Below are 17,609 nucleotides of genomic sequence, written 5' to 3'. Positions count from 1 at the left end.
ATGGCCTTCGCCCTGCCTGTGCTGAGCCCCCTTTGGCGCAACAGCCTGCGGATCTGGCTGGCCACCACCCTCTCGATCGGGATTCTGCTCTGGTCGGGGCGTGAACAGGTGCTGGGGGTGGCGCTGGTGATGGCGGTGCTATTCGTGAATGAAAACGACTTCACCCCCGCCCGCAGCATCGGCCAGCTGCTGGCCGGGGCCCTGATCGGCATCCTCACCGCCACCGTGTTGCACGAGCTCTCCACCAACTGGGTGGTGCTCGGGATCGCCCTGCTACTCACCGGTGTGCTGATACGCATCCTCGGACTGCTCAAGGGCCTGGGCACGGGCTACCTGGGCTGTTGGGCCCTTGATCTGATGCACCGGGGCAACCAGGTGAACTGGGGGGTGATCTTCGATCTGGCCTTTGCGGCGGTGGTGGGGATCCTGATGGCCCAGATGGCCACCTGGGCCCTCTGGCCACGCCGGCCCCTGCAGCAACTGCCTGCCCTGGAAGCCCGGATCGCCAGCCAGCTTGAGACCCAGATCCGGGCCCTGCAGCAGTGGTTGGGCAGCGGCGGCACGCCGCCAGCGGTCCTGCGCTCGCAGGATCTGCTGCCGAGCATCCAGCAGCTGCAACAGCTGCGCGACCAAGATCAGGGCGTCGCCATGCCCGCCCACACCAAACGGCTGCTCTCCCGCTGGGCCCAGGCCGGCAGCCTCTGGCGGCAAGTGTTGCGCCAGTGGTTGCTGCTGGAGCCGCTGCTGCGCCAGCTGGCCACCCCCCTGCTAGACGACGCCCCCCAGCCCCTGCTCCACAGCACGCTCACCGATCTCGCCGAGCGTCTGCAGGTGCAGCCCAGCCTGGCTGCGGATCTGAGCAACGCGGAGCCCAACAACGTTGAGCCAAGCAACGCGGGCACAGCTCAGCTCTAACTGGAGCAAGCCGGCAGCCTGGGCGCCCCCCAGCTCCTGACATTGCTGGCCATCGGCCAGCAATGTCAGGAGCTGCACCAGCTTCTCCGCAGCCGGGCCCTACTCAACGCCGCACTGGCGCGGCTCACGGCGTTGCAGCGATGAACAGCGCTGCCCTGCGGGACACCCTGCGCCTCGCCGCCACCGTGACCGTGGTGAATGGCTTCACCAGCCTCACGGGCCTTCCCTTCGGGTTTTATGCCTCCCTGGCGGTGGTAAGCGTGACCGTGGGCACCTACGGCAACACCCTTGAACTGGGCCGGCAACGGCTGATCGGTACCGCCGTTGGCGCCATTGTGGCGTTCTTCGGCTACCGGGCCTGGGGCCACCTGCCGCTGATGGTGGCCCTGCCACTTGCCGTGCTGCTGGCCCGGCTGCTCGCCGGCTCCTTGCGGCTCACCGTGGGCTACGGGGTGTGTTGCTTCGTGGTGGTGATGGGCTGGCTCACCCATGAGCAGCAGCTCGACAGCTGGATTCCCATGCGCTTGGCCTGGACCGCCTTCGGCATCCTGATGGCCCTGCTCAGCCTGCGGCTGTTCTGGCCGTCCCAGGCCCGGCTCCAGCAGAACGAGGGCCTGCTGCAGCTGCTGGTGGATCTGGGGCACACCCTGCTCCAGGTGGTGCAGCACGCGCCTGAAGACCTCCAGCCCCAGACGCAACGCCGCCGGGATCTGGGGCAACAGATCCGCAGCCTGCGCAGCACCCTGCAGGGCCTGCGCGACCAACGCCAGGGCGCCCTGCTGGAACTGGGCAGCCTGGCGAGCAAGCATCCGCTGGCACAGCTGTGGGTGCTGTTCGACCAGGCCTGTGAAGCCCTGATTCTCGATCTCGATGAGCTGCGGCGCCTGCCCCATCCCGAGTGGCAGAGTTGGGGGCTTCAGGCCGACTACGACGCCGGCGAGGCCTTTGTTCAGGCGGTGAGCCAGCGGCTGCTCGGCTGGCAACAGCAGCTGGGCAGTTCCTCCCGGCTGCAGCCACCGCCGAGCCAACCCCAGCCGACGCTGCCCCTAGAGGCCCTGCAGTCGCCCGAATCCCGAGCCGCCTACCAGCAGCTCAGCCCCAAGCAACCTCAATGGGTGGCCGCGCAATGGATGGTGCTCAACCGCATGGACCACACCATCGCGAGCACCGAGCGCCAATGGCGCGCCGTCTTGAGTTCAACAGCCCTGTGAGCTGAGGGATCAGGCGTTGGGGCGCGACGACCACCAGCGCTCGACGCGATAGAGCAGCACCACCACCAGCACCACCAGCCAGAACCACAGCTCCGGCGGGTTGGCGTTGAACAGGATCAGCAGCAACACCACCTCGCTGACCAGCCAGGGGAACTCTTGGCGCAGCAGGGGGTTGCGGATCTGGAAACGGGGCTTGGCGTCCACGGGGCGGGTCACGACACAGTGTTGGGCTGGCGCAGGAAGGGCAGGTTCCAGCGCAGATCGATCCAAGGGGTGCGGAAGCCGCCGGTGAGGGAGCGCAGGCCCGGAATCACATAACTGATCGGCGAGCGCCACTCCACGTAGGCATGGGTCGACACCGTGAGGCCATCGCGGATCGGGAACACGCCGCTGCCCCCCGAGAGGGTCCAGCGGTAGCCATCCACGCTGGAGGGATCCCGCTCCAGCTCGATTTCACTGCGCATCACCGGACCGTTCTTGGTCAGCGCCTGGGCCAGCTGCGCGTTGCCGGTGGTGGTGGAGATGTCGGCTTCGGTGGCGGGCAGGGTGAGCACCTGCGTCACCTTGCCGACGATGCCGCCGAAACGGCCGCGCTGGTTCCACTGCGGCACCACCTCCACGGGCAGCCCAAGGGGCAGGCGGCGGGCATCAGCGGGTGCGAAGTAGGACACCACCCGCAGCGGGCGGTCTTTAGCGCTGGGTTGCTCAGGCCGGCCGATCGTGCCCAGCCGCTGGCCGGTGCCCACGGTCTGGCCAGCGATCACCTGCAGATCCAACACCGTGCCGTCCCGATCGGCATGCACCTTGCCGTCGTAGCCGATCTTGGCTTCGGTCACCTGGATCTGACGCTTGAGATCGTCGATCTGGTAGCGGCGTTGCAGGGCCTGGGTTTCGATGGTGAGCTTCACCTGCTGGTAGTTGGTCACCACGTTCTTCTCGTTGATCTTCACGTCATCGAGATTCACGCTGGTGCTGGTGAGCCCCTGCTCCGCCGACACCACCTCAGAAGACAGCGGCGCCACCACCTCGCGCTGGGCCAGGAAGTCGAGATTGCGCAGTTTGCTGGCGTACGTGGACTGCAGTTCGCCGTAGCGACGGCGATCGTCGGAATACTTGGCCAGGGACGTGTCCAGGGCCCGCTTCTCGGTCAGCAGCCGCAGGGCATCCCGCTCATCGAGCATGGCGTTGTGCCGCTGCAGTTGGCGCAGGTTGCCGCGCTGCTGGTCGAGCTGGCGCTCCAGCACGGGCAGATAGAGCTGCATCAGCACCTGGCCGCGCGCCACCGACTCACCCTCCTTGACGAACACCTCCCTCACCTGGCCGCCAGCACGGGCGTTGAGGATGCCGGCGTTGTTGGGGTAAATCATCACGCCCATGCCTTCCACCTCTGTGGGCACGGGCCAGACCAGGGCCCACAGCACCAGCACACCGCCCACCCCCGCCAGGCTCACGCCCACCTGGTTGTGATCGCTCAGCCCCTGCCAGCGCGTCTGCACCTGCTGCCATTGCCGGCGTGGCCACGGCTGGGCAGGGGCGGGGGTGGCCTGGGTCATGGAGCCCAGCTTGCAGGATTCAGCGACACCTGTCAGCCCCCACATGATCGGGCCGCCCCAGGCCCAGTTGGAGCAGGCGCCGCGTCGCCGCTTCCGCCTGTGCTCCGCCCGACACCAGGGCCTGGGCCAGCAGTGGCGCCAACACCGGCACCTGGCTGAACCCCGCACTGAAGCCAGTGAACATCCACAAGCCAGGCGCCTCCGCCAGCGGACCCACCAGGGGCACCCCCTCGCTGCAGAAGGCCACGGCCGCCTGGTGCAGCTGGCCCGGCAGCACCGCGAGGGGCGCCCCCCAGGACTGGCCCGCCAGCCCCTGGCGCAATTGCTGCTCCACCTCCGCAGACGGCGGCGGTACTCCCAATTCCAGGCCCGGCCGCACCAGGGTGTGCTGGCCCACCAGGGCCCCTGCACCCCAGGGCACCAGGCCGCCATCCACCAGCCACTCCGGCTCGCTCAGGCTGGCGGCGCGGCGCTCGAGGGCGGCCCGCCCAAAGCTCACCGGCAGCCAGGCGGCGGCTTGGCCCAGGAGCGCCGGGTAGGACGGCAGCTCCAGCACCCCGGCCCAGCTGCTGCGCAGCCGCGAAGGCAGGCCCGGCCAGAGCTGGCGGCAGTGGGCACCAGCCGCCAACACCAGCTTCGGGGTCTGCAGGCTGGTGCCATCGCTGAGGTGCAGCGCCCAGCCAGCGGTTGGTTGGGGATCCAGGCGCTCCACACGGGCCGCTTGGCACGTCACACCCGCCGCGGCCAGCACCAGCGGCAGGCGCGCGACCAACACCGCGGAATCCACCTGGGCAAACGGCAGCGGCCACCAGGCACTCAGCGCCCCCAACCCGGCGACCCCGCCGTGCAGCCGCAAGCGGCAGGGCCGCCAGCCCAACGCACCATGGCGCCGCTGCAGCCGGCGCCAGCGCCGGGATGCTCCCGCCGCCAAGCGCGCCAGGGGTGTGGGGGCCAGGGGCCAGCCGGGCAGGGCGCCATAGCTGATCGCCGACGCTGAGCGCAGGCCAGCTTGAGCTGAGGTTGGAGAGGTGGCATCGACCACGGTCACCGATGCCCCGAGCTCCCGCAAGTCCAGGGCCAGCAGGCCACCAGCCACCCCACCGCCAACGATCACCACATCGGCGGCGAGGGGAGCGGCCGTCACACCAACAGAGTGAACGAGGTGACCACCTGGTGGAACATGTCCTTCACCTTGGCCCAGCGGATCTCATTGGTGCTGGCAGCGAAGGTGTAGAGGCGGCCGCGGTCGAGCACCACGGTGGCCAGCTCGTGGCGGTCGCGGTCGTCGAGGTGCACCGCGTATTCCAGGTCGTAGAAGGTGCGAGGTCCCTCCTGACGCTCCGACGCTTCCACCAGCTCAGCGGCCCGGCCGCTGCCCTCGGGAGCAATCACCGTGCGGCGCAACTGCTCGCCCACAGCCACGGCGCTGCCCAGCTTCTCCAGATCATTGGTGGGATTGACCTCTGAGATGACCAGGCTGAGGGTTTCATCGCTGTTGATCAGGTCGTGAAACACAACCTGGGGGCCGCCACTCACCTGCACCCGGGTCCAGCCGGTGGGATAGAGAAAGGCGTAGCGGCCATCGGGGCTCTGGAAGCTGTTGAGCCCAGCTGCAGCGGCGCTGCAGGACACCAGCACCCCCGCCAACAGCACAGCAATGAAGCGCGGCAAAAGGTTGCGGAGAACGGCCAGATTGCGGGAAACAGCCATGGCTCAGGGCACGATGCGTGGCGCCATTCTGCTGGGCCATCAGCATGGGCCCGATCCACCCATCGCAGTGATGCCCCGCCAGCAACGTTCGGCCCGTCGGCCACAGCCCGATGGCCCACGGCCACAAAACTGGGCCCAACGGCAGCAACGGCGTCACGACTCGCGTTTGTTCCGGCTGCTCGACGGCTCCTTTGCCTTTCGCCTCGCGCTGTCGGCCGGCAGTGCCCTGGCCCTGCTGCTGGTGGTGAACAGCTACGCCACCTGCCGCAACCAAAACTGGAGCCAGGGCTGCCTGTTTCGAGATGCCGAGGCCCTGATCAGCGTCGGCAATGTGGAGTCGCTCAGCATCGTGACCGCAGCCTTCCTCTATCTGCTGGAAGGCCACAAGCGACGCCAGCGCGAAAACATAGAGGCCTATGACCTGTTGCAAACCTGCAACGCCTCCGGGGCACGCTGGTTGATGGGTCGCATCCACGCCCTCGAGAGCCTCAACAGTGCAGGCCTCTCACTCGCCGGCCAGCAGCTCGCCGGCTTCGATCTGCACAACCTGCAGGCCCCCCACGGCGACTGGCAGGAGGTGAATCTGGAAAACAGCGTGCTGCGCCAGGCCAACCTGGCCGGCAGCGATCTGCGCGGTGCCAACCTGCGCGGCTGCGATCTGCAGGACGCCAATCTGCGTGGGGCGAATCTGCGCGACGCCAACTTGGACGGGGCGGACCTGACAGGAGCCCAACTGGAGGGTGCTGAACTCAGCGGCACCCACCTGGAGGCCGCCAGCACCCATCCCGCCTGACGGGCAGGCCTGCCACAATTCAAATCACTTGGAGCGGAACGCTGAGCGGCTTCACGCGCCCGTTGGCCCGGCTGATCGACCAATTCGAGCGGCTGCCCGGCATCGGTCCCCGCACAGCCCAGCGACTGGCCCTGCACCTGCTGCGCCAGCCCGAAGAACAGATCCGCAGCTTCGCCGACGCCCTGCTGGACGCCCGCAGCCAGGTGGGCCAGTGTCAGCGCTGCTTCCATCTATCAGCGGAGCCCGTCTGCGAGATCTGCCGCAACAGCGAGCGCGGCAACGGCCAGCTGTGCGTGGTGGCCGATTCCCGCGACCTGCTCGCCATGGAGCGCACCCGGGAGTTCAAAGGGCACTACCACGTGCTTGGCGGCCTGATCTCGCCGATGGATGGCATCGGGCCGGAGCTGCTCCAGATCCAACCGCTGGTGCACCGCGTGGATGCGGAGGGCATCAGCGAAGTGATCCTTGCCCTCACCCCGAGCGTCGAGGGCGACACCACCAGCCTCTACCTGGCCCGCCTGCTCAAGCCCTTCACTGCAGTGAGCCGGATCGCCTACGGCCTGCCCGTGGGCAGCGAGCTCGAATACGCCGACGAAGTCACCCTGGCCCGGGCCTTCGAGGGACGGCGCCGGGTCGAGTAGCTCCCATGTCGCGCTACAGCGCCATCCCCCCTGCTGAACGGCTACCTGAGTGGCTGCAGCGTCCCGTTGGCAACGCCTCCGCGTTGGAGACGGTGCAGGGGTTGGTGAAGCAGCAGCGGCTGCACACCATCTGCGAGGAGGGCCGCTGCCCCAACCGGGCCGAGTGCTACGCCGCCGGCACCGCCACCTTCCTGCTGGGCGGCCCGATCTGCACCCGCAGCTGTGCCTTCTGCCAGGTGGAGAAGGGTCAGGCTCCCCACCCCGTGGACGCCGGTGAAGCGGAACGGGTGGCCGAAGCGGTGGCCACCCTGGGGCTCTCCTATGTGGTGCTGACGGCCGTCGCCCGCGATGACCGGGCCGACCACGGCACCAGCCTGTTCACCACCACCATGGCCGCCATCCGGCGCCGCACGCCCGGAATTGGCATCGAAGTGCTCACCCCCGACTTCTGGGGCGGCCATCGCAACGAACAGGAGGGGTTGGCCGCCCAACGCCAACGGCTCGCCGCGGTGCTCGCCGCCGAACCGGCCTGCTTCAACCACAACCTGGAAACCGTGGAGCGCCTCCAGGGCGAGGTGCGCCGTGGCGCCACCTACACGCGCTCCCTGGGGCTACTGGCGGCCGCCCGCGAGCTGGCCCCCCAGACCCCCACCAAGAGCGGCCTGATGCTGGGGCTGGGTGAAACCCACGCGGAGGTGGTGCAAACGCTGCGCGACCTCCGCAGCGTTGATTGCCAGCGGCTCACCCTGGGGCAATACTTGCGCCCATCGCTCGCGCACATCCCGGTTGCTCGCTACTGGAGTCCGGCGGAATTCGAGCAGCTGGGGGCTATCGCTCGTGAACTGGGATTCAGCCGGGTGCGCAGCGGGCCGCTGGTGCGCAGCAGCTATCACGCCGCCTCTTAGATCTTTTCAGCCCCACTGCATGCGCCGTGATCAGTTCCAAACCTTGGCCGTGATGACGAACCAAGGGTTTCGCTTGGTTCGTCACATTGTTATTGCAATGCAATAAAAGAGCGCTCAGCACAATGTAAGAACTGCAAGGTATGAAGACCCGAGGGGAATCCATTACCACAAGGAAACAGGGCTCACCGAATCGCTGGCGCAAGTTGGGTGATGAAGATCTGGCTCACGCCGGTGACCATGAACTGAACTCCCATCGCGGCCACCATCAAACCCATCACCCGCATCAAGATGTTGAGCCCGATCGGACCCACAACGGCCTTCAGCCAACGGCCAGCAAGAAAAATTGCCAACACAACAACAGAGAGCAGGAACGTACCCAGCACCAGCGCAGCACCATCTTGATCAGCACGATCTTTAGCGGCATACAAGATCACGTTGGCGATCACACCAGGGCCCACCAGCAAGGGCATCGCCAAGGGAATCACAATCTTCTGAAACACCGTTTCCGCCTCTTTCAGCTCGCCCACTTCAGCGCCAGCCCCTGACGCCTGAATATCCGAATCGCCTCCATCCCCGGACACAATTTTCAATCCCATCAGCAACAGGAGAATTCCCCCAGCGATGCGAAAGGCATCCATCGAGACGCCGAGGAACTGGAGGATGCTCTCGCCAACAAACAGAAAGACCAGCAGCAGGGCCAGCACCGTGAGAGAGACAAACAGAGCCACGAGGCGCTGAACCCCCCGGTTCTCCCGTGCCGTGAGGCCAATGAAAATCGGCAGCACACCGAGCGGGTTAAGCAACGCAAAGGTGGTGACCATGAAATTGATCAATTCTGATCCGTTCATTGAGGCTCAGGCAATTAGCGCAAGTTAAGACAACCCTGCGTCAACCGCAAGGCCTAGCAAGATTAAGTGATAAAATGAGCACCAACACGCGCAACCATAAGCTTATCGCGTGTCTCGACACCAAGCGATTTCTATCTCGCCATGGCGTACGGGTGATCTTCAATTAACATGGTGCACGCGAAGCGTTGGCCTGCCTTGATGGCCTGCCTTCCGATAGCGGAATCAGCGAAACCGCCAAAGCGCTAGAGACACAAAATACTATCAACTGATTGATTGTTTTTAATCACAAACAATTCAACTGGACTGAAGGCAACCGATCATGCCAAACCCTGATTGCCAAAACCACAATATTCAGCAATAATCGGGACCTCTGGTCGTCCTATGCCAGCTGGTCAATGGCACACGGCAAGAATGTCCAATGGCCTCATTGGAATCTGAGGAAGCAGTTCGCTGTTTGTTTTTTCGTTTTATGCCAACTGCCAGGGTTTTGTCAGTCCAGTGATGAGACCACGGCGCCCAAGCCTCAGCCAGAGGAGCCAGCACAACGCATTCAAACCAATGGTTCTTCCCTAAACGGATGGATCAAGCCACCTGAATGGCTTGATCTGCAACTGCAACTGCAAGCCCAGCCCCTGGGCAACCCCAGCGGCGGCACCCAGCAGAGCGCCAGCTGGATGCAGCAGTTGACTCTGGATGTCGTGGTGGGCTCAGGCCACACCAAACCAGTGAAGCTGCGGCAAGAAGCGGATCACTGGCGTGGCCACGTGCAGCTGATGCTGTTCAGCGGCGATCCCAACTACAGCCAGAGCATCGGCGCCGCCTTCCCTCTCCAGAACAGCAGCGACCCCACAGGGCTGTGGCTCACGGAAGCAAGTGTGGAGCGGCAGATGGGTAGCGGCCCTCTGGCCTTCAAGGCCGGAGTGTTGTCGATCGATCCGGGGTTTGTGAGTGCACCGGTGCTGGATGCCTATGTGCACTCCGCACTCAACAACACCCTCAACCTGTATGTGAGCGGTCTGCCGATCAACCCCTACATCGCACCGGGATTGAAGCTGCGTTGGCGACCAGAGTCCTCGGGCCGCTGGGGGGAATGGCACTACGGCGCCTTCTGGCTGGATCCGGAATTCAATTTGGCGAGTCTGTTTGGTGTGAAGCCCAACCAGCCAGCGCTGAACGGCCATAGCCAGTTGCTGCAGTGGAGCTACGACGCGCTGCCAGGCGCCCAAGCCTTGCGGCGGCCGATTGCCCATGGTCAGGAGCTGATCCAGCGGCAGCTGCCGCCGCCCCTGCTCCAAATCGGAGGGGGCTATGTGGACAACCGCAGCAACGACACGCTCAACAGCTTCATCACCGCCACCCTCACCCTGGTATCTCCTCTGTCAGTTGGTCTCGACACCCGCCTCTGGCTCGGGGCGAATGCCGGCTTTGAGTGGGACACCAATCCCGTACCCCTGTTTCTGAGTGGCGGCTGGCTGACGCAGGGGGTGGTACCAGGCCGCCCACTGGATGTGCTGGCCCTCGGCGTTGGCAGCAGCCGCTTCAGCCCCACCCTCTCGCCCGGCCAGGGCAGCGAAACCGTGCTGGAGCTCAACTACAGCTGGCTGGTGAACAGCAACCTCAGCCTCCAGCCGGTGCTGCAGCTGATCCTCAATCCCAGCGGCAGCAACGCCGAGCCGATCCTGGCCGCCGGCCTGCAACTGCAGCTGCAGTTCTGACTCAGCCCATCAGCAGCCGGTAGGCCGCCTCCAGCTGGTGAAACGCCTTGGCGTCACCGCCCAGATCGGGGTGGTGGGCCTTGGCCAGGCGGCGATAGGCGCGCTTGATCATCAGCTGACTGGCACCGGGGTCCAATCCCAGCAGCCGCAGGGAGTCAGCGCGGGGATCCGCAGACGCCGCCTCGCGTTTGGCGTGGGATTGATGGTTGGTGTGGGAGTGGTTCTCGGTGCGGGTGCCACGGCTGCGCTGGCCGAGGCGCTCCTCGCGGCGCAGGAGCTCCTCCACCACCTGCAAGGGCGCCTCGCTCAACCACTCCGGCGCCCGTTGGCCATAGAGGGCAAAGGCCGCCCGCACAGCCCAACGGGCCCGACTGTGGGGCCCCCGAAGCGCCTCAGCCAGCTCAGTGCCCAGGCCGGGGGAGCGGCGATCGAGCTCCTGCTCCAGGCTGAGCTCCGGATTCCACCAGCGACAGCGCAGCTCCTCGATCACGCCGCGCAAGCCGGCCGGTGGTCCGATCCGCAGAGCCTGCCAGCGGGGATGGCGGGCCATGGCCTGGCTCCAGCGCTCCACCAGATCGGGACTCAGGCCGAAGGCAACCCGCGTGTCCTCCTCCTTGGGGTGTTGCCGTTGCTCCAGCTGCAGTTGCTCCAGTCGGCGCCTCAGCGCCCGTACCTCCCGACGCAGGGCATCGTTCTCAGCCAGGAGGGCGTCCACGTTGCTGGTGACGGCAGGGCTGCCGGGAGCTGGACGCCAGCGACGGGGATCAAAGCCCATCCAGCCCCCCGAGGCCCAACCGCCGCGCACTGCGCCTCAGAACTTTGCTGGCATCGGCCCGCATCAGCAGGCCGGCGCCGCCCCAGAGCAGCCGCGGGGCCAGATCGGCCGGGCCGGCACCGAGCTCGCGCAGGGGCGTGAAGCCCAGCTGGCGGAAGTAGCGCACCAAGCGGCGATGTTGCTTCTCACTGTCTCGGATCGCCAGGATCGTGGCGCGGCGGCAGGGGGTGGCCTCCAAGGCCCAGGCGAAGGTGGCAGCGCAGATCAACGGAGCCACCGCAGCGGTCTGCTCACCCTGCACCCGCATGGTGTCGAGCCGCAGGCCATCGGCCGTGGCCAGGGCCCAACCCTTGAGCTCGCCGAGCAACAGCAGCCCGCCGCAAACCTCCTCCGGCTGCGGGCGTCGCGCCACCCCCACCCGCAGGGTCCAGGCCACCCCAGCCGGCCGGCGCACCTGCAGGCGCAGCAGCAGGCCCTGACGGCTGGCCTCGGCCTCCAGATCGGCGAGGGTCGGCACTGGCGCTGCGTTGGTCATGGCCGCCAAGGCTCCGCCAGGCGCACCGCCTCCAGGGGCAGGGGGCCATACAGGTGCGGGAACAACTCCGCGCCACGGGTGCCGCCAGGGGAACCATCAGGAGGCGCCGCCGGTTCGTGACGCACGGCCAGGCCTGCGGACGCCAGGTGCTGGGGATCGATGCTGAGCAGCAGCACCTCACCGGCAGGCAAATCGCCATAGAAATGGGCGGCGGTGGCTGGCACCTGATCGGCAGCGCTGAGGTGGATGAAACCCACCTCCTCGAGCGCCAGGCCGCGGCTGGAACGGCGGTAGATCCCCTCGGCCCGAGCCGCCTGCCACTCCTGCCGCAAGGCCAGGTGATACAGCCAGTGCGGAGACCGCCACGGCATCCGCGCCGCCCAGGGGGGTGCGAGCGCTGCCGCCAGCTCCGGGCCGCCGAGACATCGGCCCAGCCAGGTCTGGAGGGCCACCAGCTGCGGCGCCGCATCGAAGCCCGCCGGATCAGCCAGGCGGAACTGGCGCACGAAGGGCAGTAGAGCCCAGTCGGCCAGGGATGGCCGCTCGCCCAGCAGCCAGCCCCCCGCCTCCAGGCGGTCGTTCCAGCGGCGCAGAATCGCGAGCCCGGCGAGACGATGCACCTCCCACGGCTCGCTCAGATAGCGATCGGGATATTTGAAGCGGTCGAGGTGGTGCTTGAAGGGGCCGTCATTTTCGGTGATCAGACCCTCCATCTCCGCCACCTGCGCCCCGCTCCAACCCGCCAGCCAGCCGTGGGGATCGCAGCGCGCCAGGGCCCAGCCCATGATCGCCAGGCTTTCCTCCAGCACCGGCTCCTCCTCGGGCCCAGCAGCCGCCCCCACCAGCACCGGCACCGTGCCCTTGGCCGAGGCCGCCAACAGCTCAGGCGGCTTGGCCTTGAGGCTCACCTCCCGCAGCTCCAACGTCTCCCCCGGCCGAAACCCCGCCGCCGCCAGGGCAAGCCGCGCCCTGATGGCATAGGGGCAGCGGCGGAAGCTGTAGAGAACCGGCCGCGCGTCAGCCACCGCTGCGCTCACCGAGTTGGCCTTCACGGAGTTGGCGTTCACCGAGATGGCGCTCACCCCGTCCTCGGGCCCGCTCCATCTGGCGTTGGCGCTCCGCGAAGCGCGCCCGATCGGCATCGCTGAAGCGATCGCGGCAGTGGCGACAGCTCACGCCCACCACATAGCTGGGGAGCTGGCGGTCGGCCGGTGAGAGCGGCAGACCGCAGGCGTGGCAGAGGCTGTGCTCACCGGGCTCGAGCCGGTGGTTCACGGCCACCCGCTGATCAAACACGAAGCACTCACCGCGCCAGCTGCTGCCCTGCTCGGGGATCTCCTCGAGGTAGCGCAGGATGCCGCCCTGCAGATGATGCACCCCGGCAAAACCCTGCTGCTGCAGGTAGGCCGTGGCCTTCTCGCAGCGGATGCCGCCGGTGCAGAACATCGCGATCGCCTTGGGCTGGCGCTCCGCCACCAGCGGCCTGAGCTCGCGCTCCACCCACTGGGGAAACTCGCGAAAGCTCTCGGTGCCCGGATCGATCGCCCCAGCAAAGGTGCCGATCGCCACCTCGTAGGCGTTGCGGGTGTCGATCACCAGGGTGTCGGGGTCGGCGATCAGGCCATCCCACTGCTCGGGCGGCACGTGGGTGCCCACCGCCGAGGCCAGATAGGGCTGCACCTCGGGCTGGCCAAGGGAAACGATCTCGCGTTTGAGCCGCACCTTGAGGCGGTGAAACGCCTGCTCCCCGGCCCGGCTGAACTTGGCCTGCAGCTGCTCCAGCCCCGCCACCTGCTGCAGCCGCTGCAGCACCGCCTGCACGCCGGCATCGGGGCCCGAGATGGTGCCGTTCACCCCCTCGCCAGCCAGCAGGATCGTGCCGCACACGCCAGCGGCGTCGCCCAGCTGCAGCAGCTCGCGGCGCAGGGCCGGCAACGCCGCCAGGGCAGCAAAGCGGTAAAACGCCGCCACCAGCACGCTCATCTCATCTGCACACCCGCAGCTGCCAGCAGCTCCCGGTCGGCCTCGACCGCCGGATTGCCCGTGGTGAGCAAGGTGTCGCCATAAAAGATCGAATCGGCCCCGGCCAGCAGGCACAGGATCTGGGCCTCCCGGTTGAGCTGCTCGCGGCCAGCGCTGAGCCGCACCCGCGCGATGGGCATCAGGATGCGGGCGACAGCCACCATCCGCACCAGCTCCAGCGGGTCCACCGGCGGCAGCGCTTCCAAGGGCGTGCCCTCCACCGCCACCAGGGCATTGATCGGCACGCTTTCAGGATGGGGATCGAGGTTGGCCAGCACCTCCAGCAGCCCGGCGCGATCGCTGGGGCTTTCGCCCATGCCGATGATGCCGCCGCAGCACATCGAAATCCCGGCGCTGCGCACCCGCTGCAGGGTTTCGAGCCGCTCCTGGTAGGTGCGGGTGGTGATGATCCGGTCGTAGTGCTCGGGGCTGGTGTCGAGGTTGTGGTTGTAGGCGGTGAGCCCCGCCTCGGCCAGGCGCTCGGCCTGGGCATCGCTGAGCATCCCCGCGGTCACGCAGGCCTCCAGCCCCAGCTCCCGCACACCCCGCACCATCGCCAGCATCGCCTCAAACGGCGCCCCGTCGCGGATCTCGCGCCAGGCCCAGCCCATGCAGAAGCGATGGGCCCCGGCCTGCTTGGCCGCCCGCGCCCGCGCCAGCACAGGTTCCACCTCGAGCTCCGGCCGGCCCGTCACGTCGCTGCTGTTGTGCAGCGACTGGGGGCAGTAGGCGCAGTCTTCTTCGCAGCCGCCGGTCTTGACGCTGAGCAGGGAGGCCAGTTGCACGTGGTAGCCGGGGTTGGCGGCACGGTGCACCCGCTGGGCCTGCCAGAGCAACTCCATCAGGGGCAGCTCCAGCAGCGCCTGGATTTCAGAACGGGACCAATCGTGACGCGTGATCACAGGCAGCAACGGAGACAGTGGGGCAGGGAAGCGTGGAGACAGACGTGGAGCCAGAACCGGTCAGGCCAGGGGCTCGACCCCGCCGAAACGGCGCTGGCGGCCCTGGTAGTCGAGCAGGGCACCCCTCAGGGCCGCCTCATCGAAATCGGGCCAGAGCACATCGGTGATGTGGATTTCGGCGTAGGCCAGCTGCCAGAGCAGGAAGTTGCTAATGCGGTGCTCACCGCTGGTGCGGATCAGCAGGTCGGGATCGGGCTCGCCGGCGGTGTGGAGCTCACTGGCAAAGCTTTGCTCATCAATGGCGCGGGGATCGAGCGCACCGGCCGCGCAGCGCTCGGCCAGCCGCTGGGCGGCCCGCACCAACTCGGCCCGGCCGCCGTAGTTGGTGCACACGTTGAAGTGGATGCCGGTGTTGGCCGCGGTGCGTTCGGTGGCATCGGCAATCAGCCGTTTCAGGCCTTCGGGCAGCGGCTCGAGATCCCCCAGAAAGCGGATCCGCACCTGCCCCTGCTCTAGGGCGTGCAGCTCGCGGGCCAGCACCTGCTCAAACAGGGTCATCAAGAAGCTGACCTCCTCGCCAGGACGGCTCCAGTTTTCAGTGGAGAAGGCGTAGGCGGTGAGGGCCCCGATGCCCCAGTCGCTGCACAGCCGCAGGGTGCACCTGAGCGCCTCGACCCCCTCGCGATGGCCCATCACCCGCGGCAGGTTGCGCTGCTTGGCCCAGCGGCCATTGCCGTCCATGATCACGGCCACATGGCCGGGCAGCCGCGCCGGATCGAGGCCGGGCGGCATGGCCTGGGGGGCAGTCGCAGTGGTGGTCGCCAGGGCGCGACTCATCCGCGTGAATCCGGCGTGTCCTTTGCCACGCTACGCCCTGTGGGCAAGGCCAGGGCCTGGCTGAGCAGATCGTGCAAACGGCTGCTGGTGATCGGGCGCTCCAGCCGCCCCTGACTCGCCAGCGACAGGGTGCCGGTTTCCTCCGACACCACGATCGCCAGGCACTGGTCGAAGCGTTCGGTGAGGCCCAGGGCCGCCAGATGTCTGGTGCCGTAGCGGTTGATGCCCTGGCGCGAGAGGGGCAGGATCACACCGGCGGCGACAATCCGGTTGGCCTTCACCAGCACAGCCCCGTCGTGCAGGGGGGTGTCGGCCGCAAACAGGTTGAGCAGCAGGTCCACCGTGAGCTTGGCGTCGAGGCCGATGCCGGGATTGAGGAAGTCCTCGGGCCGCAGGTCGCTGCCCAGATCCACCACGATCAGCGCCCCGCGACGGGACTGGGAGAGGCGCCCGGCAGCCTCACTGAGCACGGCCACCGAGCCGGATCCCAGCTGGTCGCGGGTCCGGCTGCCGAACAACACGCCGAGGCGGCCGGTGCCGAGCAGCTCCATCAGCCGGCGCAGCTCCCCCTGCCACAGGATCGCCAGGGCCAGGCTGCAGGCCAGCACCAAGGCGTCCACCAGCTTGCTGGTGAGCGGCAGGTTGGCGTAGCGCTGCACCACCCAGGCCAGGGCTACCAGCAGCAGGTAGCCGCGCAGCAACCACAGGGTGCGCGCTTCGGTCACCCGGCCGAGCACCAACACGCCCAGGCCGGTTGCAAACAGCAAATCCAGGACCAGGCGCGGATCGATCAGCCGAAGCAACTCACCCAGTTGCGGCCCGGTCACAACCCACCCACTCGATCAACTCAGCCTACCGAGCGCAGGCGAGCCGGCAGCACGTCGTAGCGCAGTAAGTCCTCCGGCTGCTCCCGGCGCTGCACCAGGTCGGCCACCCCGTCGTGCACCAGCACCGCGGCGGGCCGTGGGATGCGGTTGTAGTTGGAGCTCATCGAGGCGTTGTAGGCACCGGTGGCAAACACCGCCAACACATCGCCGCTGGTGGCCGGCGGCAGGGAGACGTCCTTGAGCAACACATCGCCGGATTCGCAGTGCTTGCCCGCCACGGTGACGGTTTCGCTGGCCTCGGCGGTGGGGCGATCGGCCAGCACCGCCGTGTACTGCGATTGATAGGTGATCGGCCGGGGGTTGTCGCTCATGCCGCCATCCACCGACAGGTAGGTGCGCAGGCCGGGGATGTCCTTGCGACTGCCGATCGCGTAGACGGTGACGCCGGCGGTGGCCACCAGGGAGCGGCCGGGCTCACACAGCAGCCGGGGCAACGCCAGCCCCCGCTCCTGGCAAGCCGCCACCACCGCACCGGCCACGGTGCTCACCCAACCATCAATGCTCGGCGGATCGTCGCTGGCGACATAGCGGATGCCCAGTCCGCCGCCCACATTGAGATCCACCACCGGGTGGCCCATCGAACGGGCCAGGGCCAGGGCATCAGCCATCACACCGGCCAGGTCGCGGTGGGGCTGCAGCTCGAAGATCTGGGAGCCAATGTGGGCATGCAGGCCCGTGAGGCGGGCCCAAGGGCAGCCCGTCAGGTGCTGCAACACCCCCTCCAGTTGGTCGGGATCGAAGCCAAACTTGCTGTCGAGGTGGCCGGTGCGGATGTACTCATGGGTGTGGCACTCGATGCCCGGCGTGAAGCGCAGCATCAGCCGCACGGGCTCCGCCAATCCAGGCGCCAGCTCCGCCAGCAACTCCAGATCGCGCCAGTTGTCGGCCACCACGGTGACGCCCCGCTCGGCCGCCAGGGCCAGCTCTTCGCGGCTTTTGTTGTTGCCGTGCAACACGATCCGCTCCGCAGGCATGCCGCCCTGGAGAGCCGTGAGCAGTTCACCAGCCGACACCGCATCGAGGCCCAGGCCCTCGGCAGCCACCAAGGCGGTAATCGCCAGGGAGCTGTTGGCCTTCGATGCATAGAGGGCCAGGGCTTCGCCGGGGTAGTGCTTGGCCAGGGCCTCGCGGTAGGCGCTGCAGGTGCCCCGCAGGGTGGCCTCATCCAGCACATAAAGCGGTGTGCCGTAGGTGCGGGCCAGGTCGCTCAGGGCACACCCCGCCACCGTCAGCCGACCGTCGCTGTCGAGGGCTGTGGTGAGCGGCGTGAGGTTGCGGTTGGGACTGAGCGCATCCCGATCCGCTTCAAAGGGTTGGGCCAACGCGACGGGCTCACGGGAGATCACCATGGCTGGAGCCG

General features: G+C 67.4%; 19 protein-coding genes. 6 read left to right on the top strand and 13 right to left on the bottom strand.

Going from position 1 to position 17,609, the window contains the following annotated elements; translation table 11 throughout:
• Together KBY70_RS00520 and KBY70_RS00515 are read left to right on the top strand one after the other, a co-directional pair.
• Positions 1-915: a hypothetical protein gene (locus tag KBY70_RS00520; RefSeq protein WP_254986980.1), complete on the top strand. Its 915-nt coding sequence runs from the start codon at positions 1-3 to the stop codon at positions 913-915.
• 140 nt (positions 916-1,055) lie between these two features.
• Positions 1,056-2,126 (top strand): FUSC family protein, encoded by a 1,071-nt coding sequence (locus tag KBY70_RS00515; RefSeq protein ID WP_254986979.1) that lies wholly within the window; start codon positions 1,056-1,058, stop codon positions 2,124-2,126.
• Between the two features lie 9 nt (positions 2,127-2,135).
• On the opposite strand, the gene KBY70_RS00510 is transcribed toward KBY70_RS00515, so the two are convergent.
• Genes KBY70_RS00510 through psbP form a run of 4 tightly spaced genes read right to left on the bottom strand, consistent with a single transcriptional unit; the run spans position 2,136 to position 5,389 of the window.
• Positions 2,136-2,342, bottom strand: coding sequence for a hypothetical protein (locus KBY70_RS00510; RefSeq protein ID WP_094559388.1), 207 nt, complete (start codon positions 2,340-2,342; stop codon positions 2,136-2,138).
• A complete protein-coding gene (locus KBY70_RS00505) occupies positions 2,339-3,679 on the bottom strand; it encodes an NHLP bacteriocin system secretion protein (protein ID WP_254986978.1) in 1,341 nt (446 codons plus the stop codon). The genes KBY70_RS00510 and KBY70_RS00505 overlap by 4 nt, the downstream gene beginning before the upstream one ends.
• Positions 3,680-3,698: 19 nt before the next feature.
• Positions 3,699-4,823 (bottom strand): FAD-dependent oxidoreductase, encoded by a 1,125-nt coding sequence (locus KBY70_RS14380; protein WP_315859664.1) that lies wholly within the window; start codon positions 4,821-4,823, stop codon positions 3,699-3,701.
• Positions 4,820-5,389: a photosystem II reaction center PsbP gene (psbP, locus tag KBY70_RS00495; protein WP_094559391.1), complete on the bottom strand. Its 570-nt coding sequence runs from the start codon at positions 5,387-5,389 to the stop codon at positions 4,820-4,822. Before psbP ends, KBY70_RS14380 begins: the two co-directional genes overlap by 4 nt.
• On the opposite strand from psbP, the gene KBY70_RS00490 reads away from it, so the two are divergent.
• The 3 genes from KBY70_RS00490 to lipA all read left to right on the top strand — a co-directional run bounded on the left by KBY70_RS00490 (position 5,388) and on the right by lipA (position 7,728).
• Entirely contained in the window at positions 5,388-6,182 is a 795-nt protein-coding gene (locus KBY70_RS00490; protein ID WP_254986977.1) for a pentapeptide repeat-containing protein, read from the top strand. The two genes, psbP and KBY70_RS00490, sit on opposite strands and share 2 nt — an antisense overlap.
• A gap of 62 nt (positions 6,183-6,244) precedes the next feature.
• Entirely contained in the window at positions 6,245-6,823 is a 579-nt protein-coding gene (recR, locus tag KBY70_RS00485; protein WP_409995998.1) for a recombination mediator RecR, read from the top strand.
• A gap of 5 nt (positions 6,824-6,828) precedes the next feature.
• Positions 6,829-7,728, top strand: a complete 900-nt coding sequence (gene lipA, locus KBY70_RS00480) for a lipoyl synthase (RefSeq protein WP_094559393.1) — start codon at positions 6,829-6,831, stop codon at positions 7,726-7,728.
• A 182-nt stretch (positions 7,729-7,910) separates the two neighbouring features.
• Here the strand turns inward: lipA and KBY70_RS00475 are convergent, their stop codons facing one another.
• A complete protein-coding gene (locus KBY70_RS00475; protein ID WP_254986976.1) occupies positions 7,911-8,576 on the bottom strand; it encodes a MarC family protein in 666 nt (221 codons plus the stop codon).
• Between the two features lie 674 nt (positions 8,577-9,250).
• On the opposite strand from KBY70_RS00475, the gene KBY70_RS00470 reads away from it, so the two are divergent.
• A complete protein-coding gene (locus KBY70_RS00470; RefSeq protein ID WP_158217024.1) occupies positions 9,251-10,291 on the top strand; it encodes a carbohydrate porin in 1,041 nt (346 codons plus the stop codon).
• A 1-nt stretch (position 10,292) separates the two neighbouring features.
• On the opposite strand, the gene KBY70_RS00465 is transcribed toward KBY70_RS00470, so the two are convergent.
• From KBY70_RS00465 to lysA, 8 genes are all read right to left on the bottom strand, one after another.
• A complete protein-coding gene (locus KBY70_RS00465; protein WP_143592833.1) occupies positions 10,293-11,066 on the bottom strand; it encodes a J domain-containing protein in 774 nt (257 codons plus the stop codon).
• Complete coding sequence (locus KBY70_RS00460) at positions 11,056-11,601, bottom strand: hypothetical protein (protein WP_254986975.1); 546 nt, start codon at positions 11,599-11,601, stop codon at positions 11,056-11,058. The genes KBY70_RS00465 and KBY70_RS00460 overlap by 11 nt, the downstream gene beginning before the upstream one ends.
• Positions 11,598-12,626 (bottom strand): DUF952 domain-containing protein, encoded by a 1,029-nt coding sequence (locus KBY70_RS00455; protein WP_254987188.1) that lies wholly within the window; start codon positions 12,624-12,626, stop codon positions 11,598-11,600. Before KBY70_RS00455 ends, KBY70_RS00460 begins: the two co-directional genes overlap by 4 nt.
• Complete coding sequence (locus tag KBY70_RS00450) at positions 12,619-13,584, bottom strand: rhodanese-related sulfurtransferase (RefSeq protein WP_254986974.1); 966 nt, start codon at positions 13,582-13,584, stop codon at positions 12,619-12,621. Before KBY70_RS00450 ends, KBY70_RS00455 begins: the two co-directional genes overlap by 8 nt.
• The gene (gene bioB, locus KBY70_RS00445; protein WP_409996003.1) at positions 13,581-14,465 is read right to left on the bottom strand and encodes a biotin synthase BioB; all 885 of its coding nucleotides are present in this window, start codon (positions 14,463-14,465) and stop codon (positions 13,581-13,583) included. Before bioB ends, KBY70_RS00450 begins: the two co-directional genes overlap by 4 nt.
• A 120-nt stretch (positions 14,466-14,585) precedes the next feature.
• Positions 14,586-15,362, bottom strand: coding sequence for an isoprenyl transferase (locus tag KBY70_RS00440; RefSeq protein ID WP_254986972.1), 777 nt, complete (start codon positions 15,360-15,362; stop codon positions 14,586-14,588).
• Positions 15,359-16,189 carry a diadenylate cyclase CdaA gene (gene cdaA, locus KBY70_RS00435; RefSeq protein ID WP_198953818.1) on the bottom strand — a complete coding sequence of 277 codons (831 nt, stop codon included), beginning with the start codon at positions 16,187-16,189 and terminating at the stop codon, positions 15,359-15,361. The genes KBY70_RS00440 and cdaA overlap by 4 nt, the downstream gene beginning before the upstream one ends.
• Positions 16,190-16,209: 20 nt before the next feature.
• Positions 16,210-17,598, bottom strand: coding sequence for a diaminopimelate decarboxylase (gene lysA / locus KBY70_RS00430; RefSeq protein ID WP_254986971.1), 1,389 nt, complete (start codon positions 17,596-17,598; stop codon positions 16,210-16,212).
• Positions 17,599-17,609 lie beyond the last annotated feature (11 nt).

This window comes from Cyanobium sp. ATX 6E8, from assembly GCF_024346335.1.
Taxonomy (GTDB): domain Bacteria; phylum Cyanobacteriota; class Cyanobacteriia; order PCC-6307; family Cyanobiaceae; genus Cyanobium_A.
This window is presented reverse-complemented; position numbering and strand designations above follow the sequence as displayed.

What these genes read in the sequence shown, in the direction of transcription:
- KBY70_RS00520 (WP_254986980.1), top strand. Translation starts at nt 1, where the DNA reads ATGGCCTTCGCCCTGCCTGTGCTGAGCCCCCTTTGGCGCAACAGCCTG.
- KBY70_RS00515 (WP_254986979.1), top strand. Translation starts at nt 1,056, where the DNA reads ATGAACAGCGCTGCCCTGCGGGACACCCTGCGCCTCGCCGCCACCGTG.
- KBY70_RS00505 (WP_254986978.1), bottom strand. Translation starts at nt 3,679, where the DNA reads ATGACCCAGGCCACCCCCGCCCCTGCCCAGCCGTGGCCACGCCGGCAA.
- KBY70_RS00490 (WP_254986977.1), top strand. Translation starts at nt 5,388, where the DNA reads ATGGCTCAGGGCACGATGCGTGGCGCCATTCTGCTGGGCCATCAGCAT.
- psbP (WP_094559391.1), bottom strand. Translation starts at nt 5,389, where the DNA reads ATGGCTGTTTCCCGCAATCTGGCCGTTCTCCGCAACCTTTTGCCGCGC.
- lipA (WP_094559393.1), top strand. Translation starts at nt 6,829, where the DNA reads ATGTCGCGCTACAGCGCCATCCCCCCTGCTGAACGGCTACCTGAGTGG.
- KBY70_RS00475 (WP_254986976.1), bottom strand. Translation starts at nt 8,576, where the DNA reads ATGAACGGATCAGAATTGATCAATTTCATGGTCACCACCTTTGCGTTG.
- KBY70_RS00470 (WP_158217024.1), top strand. Translation starts at nt 9,251, where the DNA reads ATGCAGCAGTTGACTCTGGATGTCGTGGTGGGCTCAGGCCACACCAAA.
- KBY70_RS00465 (WP_143592833.1), bottom strand. Translation starts at nt 11,066, where the DNA reads ATGGGCTTTGATCCCCGTCGCTGGCGTCCAGCTCCCGGCAGCCCTGCC.
- KBY70_RS00460 (WP_254986975.1), bottom strand. Translation starts at nt 11,601, where the DNA reads ATGACCAACGCAGCGCCAGTGCCGACCCTCGCCGATCTGGAGGCCGAG.
- KBY70_RS00450 (WP_254986974.1), bottom strand. Translation starts at nt 13,584, where the DNA reads ATGAGCGTGCTGGTGGCGGCGTTTTACCGCTTTGCTGCCCTGGCGGCG.
- bioB (WP_409996003.1), bottom strand. Translation starts at nt 14,465, where the DNA reads ATGGAGTTGCTCTGGCAGGCCCAGCGGGTGCACCGTGCCGCCAACCCC.
- KBY70_RS00440 (WP_254986972.1), bottom strand. Translation starts at nt 15,362, where the DNA reads ATGAGTCGCGCCCTGGCGACCACCACTGCGACTGCCCCCCAGGCCATG.
- lysA (WP_254986971.1), bottom strand. Translation starts at nt 17,598, where the DNA reads ATGGTGATCTCCCGTGAGCCCGTCGCGTTGGCCCAACCCTTTGAAGCG.